This window comes from Actinoplanes awajinensis subsp. mycoplanecinus (genome assembly GCF_001509495.1).
Taxonomy (GTDB): domain Bacteria; phylum Actinomycetota; class Actinomycetes; order Mycobacteriales; family Micromonosporaceae; genus Actinoplanes; species Actinoplanes palleronii.
Map to the genome: position 1 here is coordinate 1 of NZ_LLZH01000060.1, position 8,492 is coordinate 8,492.

Below are 8,492 nucleotides of genomic sequence, written 5' to 3' on the forward strand. Positions count from 1 at the left end.
GATCGGCCGGAACCGGTGCTCGAAGTGCTCGGCCAACCCCGGTCCCGTCCCCGAACCCGGCGACCGCAGCACCGGGACGGCGAAGCCGAGCAGGACCCCAGCGACGGTGGCGTGCACCCCGGAGGCGTGCACGAGTGCCCAGGTCGCGAACGCGAGCGGCAGCAGCAACCACCACGACCGGACGCGGCGCTGCACCAGCAGCGCGAACACCCCCAGCGGCACCAGCGCGGCCAGCAGCGGCAGGATCGACAGGTGTGCGGTGTAGAACACCGCGATGATCAGGATAGCGAGGAGGTCGTCGACCACGGCCAGGGTGAGCAGGAACGTGCGCATCGCGGTGGGCAGGCTCCGGCCGACGACGGCGAGCACGGCCAGGGCGAACGCGATGTCGGTCGCGGTCGGGATCGCCCACCCCTCGACCGCTCCGCCCCAGTTGATCAGGGCGTAGATCAGCGCGGGGGCGAGGACACCGCCGAGCGCGGCCGCGACCGGCACCGCTGCCCGGCGTGGGTCACGCAGGTCACCGGCCACGAATTCGCGTTTGAGCTCGAGCCCGGCCACGAAGAAGAAGATCGCGAGCAGCCCGTCGGCGGCCCACGTCGCCAGCGACAGGTCCAGGTGCAGGGCGTGCGGCCCGACGGTGATCGCGGTCATCGCCGTGTAGTGGTGCGCCCACGGCGAATTCGCCCAGATCAGCGCGATCAGGGTCCCGACCAGCAGCAACGCGCCGCCGATGGTCTCCTTGCGCAGCACGTCGGCGATCCGGCGGGCCTCAGCCCAGGAGCCACGGCCGAGGACACGGGGGACAGCACTCACGGGGCAGCCTACTTTCGGGGTCGGTTCAGCAACTTGCCGACCAGACTTCCCGGCGCACCGCGGCCAACCCTACCCGCACCGCGCAGTTCCAGCCGGGTGCTACGGCGCAGGTGGATGGTGATCTGCGGCTCGTAGCAGGCGGCTGCCGACACCGAGGATCGCCGCCACCACGAAGATCGGTGTGAACTCCCACGGATGCTGGGCTGCCGGCACGCTGGCGGTGAGGACGAATCCGTAGACGAACACACACGCCGCGACGACGACGCCGATGGCGCGCCAGTCGCTCAGCACCGTCGTGAGGAGCCCGCACATGACCGCCATCACCAGCGCCCGCGGTGCGGGCTCGCCGTCCGGGCACAGCGCGGCCGTGGCGAACGCGGCCACCGTGACGCCACTGACGCCGGCGATCACCTCGCGGATCACGAGGTAGCTCCAGCTGGTCACGACCTCAGGTCCCGCCGGTGATAGCCGGTGATCCCGGCCGCGGTCAGGATCACGGCCAGACCCGTCATCACCGTTGTGGCAACCCAGTCGACGCCGGTCAACGGCACCGCCGCGAGGTGGGCGAACGGCGACAGATCCCGCACCCAGCCCGGCGCCGCCACACTCTCGGCGACGACCAGCACCAGGAAACCCCCGGTCGCCGGCACCGCGCCGACGACACCCACCCAGCGTGGCGCCCAGCCGGTGGCGAGCGTCGCGGCGCCCAGGCTGAGCCCGATGATCGGCAGCGTGTTCGCCACGCCGCCCAGGGCCGCGGCGAGCCCGAGGTCGCCGCCCATCAGCCGCACCCCGGACCAGGTGGCCAGGCCGGCCACGGTGACCAGCACGAGGGCGGCGGCCAGGGTCACGGCGATCTCCACGCCGACGAGCCGGGTCCGGCTGACCGGCTGGGCGGCCAGCAGGGTCAGCCGCCGGTCGGTCTCCGCCCTCACGAACGCCGTCATCCGGACGGCGGTGAAACCACCGGCCGGCAGGGCGAGCAGCGCGAACAGCACCGCGGCGAATCCCGCGATGGCGCCGAGCCCGTCGAACCCGGCCGCGGCGGCCTGGCCGGCCATCGCCGGGTTGTCGGTGAGGAACTCGGTGACCGACACCGCGGTCAGGCCGATGAGCAGGTAGTAGGCGCCGATGCCGATGGCCCAGCCGGTCAGCGGCCCGAGCACCCGGCGGATCGCGAAGGTCCCCACGCCGCCGAGCAATCCCCGGCGCGGGCGGCGGCCGCTCGCCGCAGCCACCAGTCCGCCCCGAATGTCCCGCCGGCCGGTGGCGGCCACGGCCGCCGCCATGAGCATCGCTGCCGCGATCAGCAGGATCACCAACGGAAGACCCCGATCGTGTACGTAGGGTCCGCTCAACGCCGTCAGCCCGAACGGCGACAGCCAGCGGATCCAGCCGAGCGCGGTGACCCCGTCGCCGACCATGCGGATCAGCAGGGTCACGCCGAGCACGGCGACGGCGGTGCCGGTCGCCGGTGACCGGGCCGGAAAGATCTGCGCGGCGAGCGCGGCCACGGCGACGAACACGATGCCGAGCAGCCCGGTGCCGGCGCCGTGGACCAGAGCTCCGGCAGCCGGCGTGCCGGACACGATCAGCACCCCGGCCAGCAGGCAGCCGGTCGCGGCCGGGACGAGCATGACGGCGGCGACGTGCCGCAGGACGGCTTCGCGCAGCGGGACGCGCCCGGCGAGCAGGACATCCCACCGACCGGCATCCTCCTCACCTCGGGTGATCCGGGTCGTCGCGAGAATCGCCCAGCAGCCGAGCAACACCGCGGTGACCGTGCCGACCCGCCACACCGTGAACCCGCCCGCGGTGCCGAGACCGATCGGCTCGCCGAACAGCGTGCGGATGGCCGGGTTCCCGGCGAGCGCCCGTAGGCCGCCCGCGGCGGCCGGGTCCGCCATCACCTGGGCGTAGGTTGCGGTGACCAGGGCGGTCATGCCGGTGACCAGTACCGCGACGATGAGCCCGCCGCGCCGGATCTGCCGGATCGCCAGATGGCTGACGGCCCGCCCGGGGACAGCCGTGGCAGTGAGCCCGGCGGTGACCGGGGCCGGCAGAATGTCGGTGCTCATCGGGCTGCCGCCGTCCCGTAGTAGTCGAGGAAGATCTCTTCAAGACTCGGTTCCCGTACGGACAGGGCCGTGATGCCGGCGTCGGCCAGCACCCGCAATGCGGGTGCCGGCGGCCCGGTCATGGTGAAGCGCAGCTGCCCGTCGCCGGTGGCCTCGACCGACCCGACGCCGTCGATCCCGGTCAGCGACGGGGCGGTGCCGGTGTAGGAGACGGTGACCTCGGAGCGGTGCAGGCCGCGGAGCCGGCCGATGGTGGCGACCTCGGCCAGTCGTCCCGCGCGCAGGATGCCGACCCGCTCGCAGACGGCTTCGACCTCGGCGAGCTGGTGAGAGCTGAGAAAGACGGCCTGCCCGCGGTCGCGGGCCTCGTGCACGGCGGCGCGGAACTCGCGTTCCATCAGCGGGTCCAGGCCGCTGGTCGGCTCGTCGAGCACCAGCAGCGGCGCCCGGGTCGCGAACGCGGCGACCAGCGCCACCTTCTGCCGGTTACCGGTCGAATAGGTCCCGGCCGGCTTCGACGGGTCCAGGTCGAAGCGTTCGACGAGCTCGTCGCGGTAGGGCAGGTCGGTGCCGGGGCCGGTCCGTGCCTGCAGGTGCAGGATCTCGGCACCGGTCAATTGCGGCCACAACGCCACCTCGGCCGGAACGTACGCCAGCGACCCATGCGCCCGTGCGACGTCGGCTGCGTCGACACCGAACACCTCGGCACGCCCCGCGGTGGGCCGGGCCAGGCCCAGCAGCAGGCGAATGGTGGTGGACTTGCCGGCCCCGTTCGGCCCGAGAAAGCCGAAAACCTCACCCGGCTCTACGTCCAGGGTTAGGCGGTCCAGGGCGGTCAGGCGACCGTACCGTTTCGTCAGATCGACAGCTCGCAGCGCCGGTGCAGGCATCGGGACACCCTTCGGTCGACATGGATCGATGACCGCCGACCAGGCTTCCCGGCACACCTGGGCTCACCGTACCCCCGCCCGGACCACCCGGGAATCCCCGGCCGCAGAACACTCCGCTCGTGCACCACGCGGCTCCCACAGCACCCGCGGCCCGGGTTGCCGCGGGGAGGGCGCGCCGCGAGCCGATGCGCCGCCGGACGGGCTACCCCGGCCCTCGCTTCGGCGCGCTTCGCGCCGCGTCGATTACGTTCTGGCTGTCCCGGACGCTGTCGCCCGGTGTGCCTTTCGCCGTCGGCACGCTGGTTTCTGGATTTCCACGTGGAGGCAGTCGTGCTTCTGGGGCGACTGCCGGGTCGGAGGTCATGCTGGTCTATCTCAGCGCCGGAGCAGGCCACCGCAGCTCAGGAGCCTGGCCTCGGCGGCCTTCCTACTTACGAGTGACTTCTGCTCACCGGTGCAGCACCCGCCGAATGGGCGGTGTCGCAGCGGGGAATGTCGGTTGGAGCTGCTGACGATTCAGCGGCCTGTCTCCTCTGGATGAGGTGATCGCCGATGCCGACTCAAGCGCCGCCCGAAGGCGTCCCATCGACCGACGCCTTCGGCGCCTGGCTGAAAGATGGACCGGCCTCGGTGCGGGAACGGGGACGGGCCTGGCGCCCGAGCATTGGTGGCCTGCGGTTCGCGTTCTACGGGCGGATCTCGACGGAGGGCTATCAGGATCCGGTGTCGTCGCGGGCCTGGCAGTTGGAGGCGGCGAATCGGGTGATCGCCGGCCGGGGCCAGATAGTGGCCGAGTTCTTTGACACCGGTACGTCGCGGAGCCTGCCGTGGCGGAAACGCCCGCAGGCGGCGGCGCTGCTGGAGGCGGCGGCCGGCCCGGACCGTGAGTTTGATGCGGTGGTGGTGGGGGAGTTCGAGCGGGCGTTCGCCGGTGGCACGGCCCGCGCGGTGATCGAGACCCTGCAGAGCTGCGGCGTGCAGATGTGGCTGCCAGAAGCTGAGGGACCGGTCGATCTCACCGAGCCGGATCATCGGGCGCTGCTGCTGATGCTGGGCCATCAGTCGGAGCGAGAGGTGCTACGTAACCGGTCGCGCACCAGTGCGGCGATGGCGGCGCAGGTCCGCGAGCAGGGCCGCAATCTCGGCGGCCGTCCGCCCTACGGCTATCAGCTGGTTGATGCGGGTCCGCATCCGAACAAGGTCCACGCGTCCTGGGGCCGGCGCCGGCACCGCCTGGATGTCGACCCGGTGACCGCGCCGCACGTGCGGTGGATTTTCGCCCGGCGCCTGGACGGGTGGAGCACAGCGGCGATCGCGCGAGCGCTGAACGAGCGGCGAGTGCCATCGCCTGGTGTGTACGACCAGAAACGGAACCCGCATCGGCGGCATGCGGTGTGGACGTTGCGGACGGTCGCGGCGATCCTGGCGAACCCGCGGTACACGGGCCGGCAGGTGTGGAACCGGCAGTTCACCGATCATCGGGAGGCGGTGCCGGGCGATAAGCGCTCGAGCCTGGGTCCGGTGCGGGTGTGGAATCAGCGTGCCGCGTGGGTGGTCTCGGCCGAGCGGACGCATCCGGCGCTGGTCAGTGACGAGGACTTCGCGGTCGTGCAGCAGGTCACCGCGGTCGGGGTGCCGGACGACGGCGTGGCTCGCCGGTATGCGCTGACCGGATTGCTGATCTGCGGAGTGTGTGGGCGGCGGCTGGGTGCGCATTGGACGCACGGCAAACCGGGATACCGGTGCCGGCACGGGCACACGAGCGCGCAGCCGGTCGAGGGCGAGGCGCCGCGGTGGGTGTACTGGCCGCAGGCGATGCTGGCGGGTCGCCTGCTGGCGGTCGACGACCGACTCGCCGGGCTGCGCGATACCGAAGAACTAGCCAGCTTCCTCAAATCCCGGGATCTGGTGATCGTGTGTGGACCGCGCACGCTGCGCATTGAAGCCGCCGCGGTGGAGCCGGTCGCGAATACGGAGCCGGAACCTCCCGCTGCGCCCGTGGCTGTGACGTCTGCGACGGAGAAACCGGAGGCAGTGCAGTTGGCGTTGCCGTTCGCGGCCGGTGGTCGCCGGCGGGGCCGGTGGTTGTTGTCGCGCAAGGGCCGGCCCGTCCGCCGGAACGGGAACACAAAAAACCCCACCAGGTCTCACGTGAAACGTGAATAAACCCGTGGGGTTTAACGTGTCCGGAGGGGGACTTGAACCCCCACGCCCGATAAAGGGCACTAGCACCTCAAGCTAGCGCGTCTGCCATTCCGCCACCCGGACTTGCTCATACAGCTTAGCGGCACCCGTTTCCCCGTTGTTTTCCGGGGGTTTCGGCTGCCTTGTCGGCCGCACAGGAGAGAACAGTACACGGTCTCCGAGAGGGGTTGCAGGAGGGGTGGGAGGCCGGACAATCGAGGGCATATAGGCACGGAACGGGAGGCGGTCTGGTATCTCGGGGGCGTACCGGGCAGCATGGCGGGGTGTCGCACCCCTCCCCTTTGACTCCGGCTCTGGACCGGGCGCGCTCGCTGATTGCCGCAGGCGATCTGGTGGGGGCGGCCGACCTCTTCGAACGTGCGGTAGAAATCGGTCAGGCGACCCTGAGCCAGGGTGATCCGGACGTGCTGTCGACGCAGCGGGAGCTGGCGACGGTGCGGCAGCAGCTGGGGGATCCGGCGGCGGCGCGGCGGGTGTTGGAGACGGCGTACGCGGCGGGGCAGTACAGCCTCGGCGACGACCATCCGCTGTTGTTGCAGATCTCCTACGACCTCGGGGTGGTCGCGGAGGAGTTGGGGAACCGGCACGAGGCCCGGAAGGCATTCGGCCGGGTCGCCCAGCACGGACCGATGATCCTCGGGCCGGCGCACTGGGCGGTCGTCCGGGCGCAGACCTATCTCGGACAGGACCCCAGTTCCTCGATCCGCCCCGATCCGCCCCGGCAGGCACCGCAAAGCAGCCCCCCCGTCCTGCCGCACCACCCGCCGCAGCACCCGGGCCCGCCGCCGACCCCACCCGGGTCGATGCCGCAGTTCGGCTCCGGGACACCACAAAATCCGCAGTACGGCGGAGCAGCCGTCCCCACGCAGCAGCCGCACCCTGCCCCGGCCTCGCCGGCCACCCCTCCCCAGCCGGGCGGCTACCGCGAGTACTCCGCGCCGGTCTGGCCCTCGGAGGAGACCCACCCCGCGTTCCGTGAGTACCCGGCCCCGGTCTGGCCGTCGGACCAGCCCCAGCCGGCGTTCCAGGAGTTCCCGGCCCCGGTCTGGCCCTCGGACCAGCCCCCTGCCACTCCGCAACAACAGCCCCCGGCCGCCCCGCCGCAGACGCCGAACGTTCCGCCGCAGTCGTCGACCGCGCTCCAGCAGCCACCCGCCGCGCCGCAACAGCCCCCGTGGCAGACAACACCGAGCGATGCGCAGCCGCCCTGGCAGACACCGGGCGATCCGCAGCAGACGCCGCAGCGGACACCGGGCGATCCGCAGCAGACGCCGTGGCAGACACCGAGCGATCCGCGGCAGACGACACCTAACGCTCCGCAACAGCCCCAGCCGTTGCTGAGGCCGCAACAACCGTCAGTGCAGCCGCAGTCTCCCGCCACCCAGCCGCAGCGGCCTGAGGCGCAACCGACTGCGCCACCATCGCAACCGCCTGTCGAGCCCCGGCCCCGCCCGGCGATTCCGGCGCAGCGACAGCCGGATTCCGTGCAACCTCCGCAGGCCGCGCCGACGACGCCTGCAGCCGCGCCGACGCCCGAGGCCCCGCCGGTACCTGCCACGCCGCCGGTACCTGCCACCCCGGCTGCGCCCGCCGCTCCGACCAGCCGGCTCGGTCTCCTTCGCCCGCCGCCTTCCCTCCGCCCCGCGCGGCAGCAGACCGCTCCCACGTCCCCGGAGCCGTCGCCCGCACCGAAGCCGCAGGCGAACCCGGACCAGAAGCCCGCCCAGCCCCAGCCCGCTACCGCAGAGCAAACCCCGGCCAACCCGCAAGCGGCTCAGCCCACCCCGGCCCGCCCGGATCCCGCAGCCCCGGAGCAGGCCGACGACCCCGAGAAGCAGGAGCCCGCGAAGCCGGAGCCCACGAAGCCGGATGCCTTCCGCCCGGATTCCCCGTGGGGACCCGCCCCGGCCACCGGCAAGGACCCGCAGGCGACCCCGCTCCAGGAGTTCAAGCCCGCCCTCTTCGGCGCCGGTGGCACTGAGCCCGCCGTCGCGCCGGAGGCTCCGGCGGTCTATCACCGCGGTTCGGACGACGCCGTCGTGGTCCAGCGCCCCGACCCGGTGATCATGCCGCTGGCCGAGACCCCGACGCCCGCGGTCCGCCCGGACGCAAGACCGGATTCGGTCACCGCAGGCGCGCAGGCTGCGGCTCAAACAGCTTTTCCGGTACGACAGGAGCCCGCCCCCAAGCCCCGATCAGAACCGGTCACGCCGACCGCCCGGCCCCGCTCCACGGAGCCGGACCCGGCCGCGAAGCCGACCGATCCCACCCCGGCCACGCCCGACCGCGCTCCGAAGCCCACCGAGAGCGCGCCGCCCCCGGAGGCCACCCCGCCCCCGGCACCGGCCATCAGCGAAGCCACCACCCTGCTCCCCACCGTGGAGAGCCGCACCCCGGAGAGCCGCACCCCGGAGAGCCGCACCCCGGAAAGCCGCACGCCGGAGAGCCGCACCCCGGACACCACCTGGCCGGCCCCCAGCAGCACCTCGAGGCAGTCCACCAG

The 8,492-nt window shown here is 72.4% G+C and carries 6 protein-coding genes, 1 tRNA gene and 1 pseudogene; 2 read left to right on the top strand and 6 right to left on the bottom strand.

Annotated elements, in window-relative coordinates:
- The 4 genes from ADL15_RS10875 to ADL15_RS10890 all read right to left on the bottom strand — a co-directional run.
- The coding region (locus ADL15_RS10875; protein ID WP_198170712.1) for a Na+/H+ antiporter NhaA at positions 1–816 on the bottom strand (816 nt) is incomplete at its 3' end.
- A gap of 99 nt (positions 817–915) precedes the next feature.
- Positions 916–1,260: a hypothetical protein gene (locus tag ADL15_RS10880; protein ID WP_067687908.1), complete on the bottom strand. Its 345-nt coding sequence runs from the start codon at positions 1,258–1,260 to the stop codon at positions 916–918.
- Entirely contained in the window at positions 1,257–2,894 is a 1,638-nt protein-coding gene (locus ADL15_RS10885; protein ID WP_067687910.1) for an ABC transporter permease, read from the bottom strand. Before ADL15_RS10885 ends, ADL15_RS10880 begins: the two co-directional genes overlap by 4 nt.
- A complete protein-coding gene (locus ADL15_RS10890; RefSeq protein WP_157441294.1) occupies positions 2,891–3,784 on the bottom strand; it encodes an ABC transporter ATP-binding protein in 894 nt (297 codons plus the stop codon). The genes ADL15_RS10885 and ADL15_RS10890 overlap by 4 nt, the downstream gene beginning before the upstream one ends.
- A 552-nt stretch (positions 3,785–4,336) precedes the next feature.
- Between ADL15_RS10890 and ADL15_RS10895 the strand changes: the two genes are divergently transcribed.
- Entirely contained in the window at positions 4,337–5,950 is a 1,614-nt protein-coding gene (locus ADL15_RS10895) for a recombinase family protein (RefSeq protein WP_083971125.1), read from the top strand.
- A 17-nt stretch (positions 5,951–5,967) separates the two neighbouring features.
- Here the strand turns inward: ADL15_RS10895 and ADL15_RS10900 are convergent.
- Positions 5,968–6,052: transfer RNA gene (locus ADL15_RS10900), tRNA-Leu, on the bottom strand.
- Positions 6,053–6,321: 269 nt separating this feature from the next.
- Between ADL15_RS10900 and ADL15_RS57030 the strand changes: the two are divergent.
- A pseudogene (locus ADL15_RS57030) lies at positions 6,322–6,540 on the top strand (tetratricopeptide repeat protein); the annotation flags it as partial.
- A 1,598-nt stretch (positions 6,541–8,138) separates the two neighbouring features.
- Here ADL15_RS57030 and ADL15_RS57035 read toward each other — a convergent pair.
- On the bottom strand, positions 8,139–8,489 hold the full coding sequence (locus ADL15_RS57035; RefSeq protein WP_067687914.1) for a pentapeptide repeat-containing protein: 351 nt from the start codon (positions 8,487–8,489) through the stop codon (positions 8,139–8,141).
- Between the last annotated feature and the right edge of the window lie 3 nt (positions 8,490–8,492).

Excerpts from the sequence above, each read along its gene's own strand:
- ADL15_RS10885 (WP_067687910.1), bottom strand. The coding sequence starts at position 2,894 with ATGAGCACCGACATTCTGCCGGCCCCGGTCACCGCCGGGCTCACTGCC.
- ADL15_RS10890 (WP_157441294.1), bottom strand. The coding sequence starts at position 3,784 with ATGCCTGCACCGGCGCTGCGAGCTGTCGATCTGACGAAACGGTACGGT.
- ADL15_RS10895 (WP_083971125.1), top strand. The coding sequence starts at position 4,337 with ATGCCGACTCAAGCGCCGCCCGAAGGCGTCCCATCGACCGACGCCTTC.